This window comes from Bacillus cereus group sp. BfR-BA-01360 (assembly GCF_022663595.1).
GTDB lineage: Bacteria > Bacillota > Bacilli > Bacillales > Bacillaceae_G > Bacillus_A > Bacillus_A cytotoxicus.
Window position 1 is genome coordinate 1 of sequence record NZ_JAKUFV010000095.1, and the last position, 262, is coordinate 262.

Here is a 262-nt window from a genome sequence, read left to right on the forward strand (position 1 = left end):
TATATGTTAATCCTTTGCCTGTCTCTTTGTATACGTTATTCCACTTCTCTAAAAAGTGATTGAATACAAACCGAGAACATCCGATTGTTTTCGCAATCAGTATTTCTTGTTCTTTATTCGGGTAGATACGGAATTTGTATGCCTTTTTGACCAACATTGATTTCTACCTCCTCTCGGTATACACTAATTATATATTTAATATATAGAATGTGTCGAGTATATACTGAAAGGGTAGTGAAAAACATGAAACGTATTTCAAAAT

Annotated in this window: 1 protein-coding gene; it reads right to left on the reverse strand. The window is 32.1% G+C overall.

The annotated features are described in order from the left end of the window. On the reverse strand, positions 1 to 157 hold a 157-nt coding region (locus tag MR056_RS22095; RefSeq protein WP_242136740.1), incomplete at its 3' end, for a helix-turn-helix domain-containing protein. Between the last annotated feature and the right edge of the window lie 105 nt (positions 158 to 262).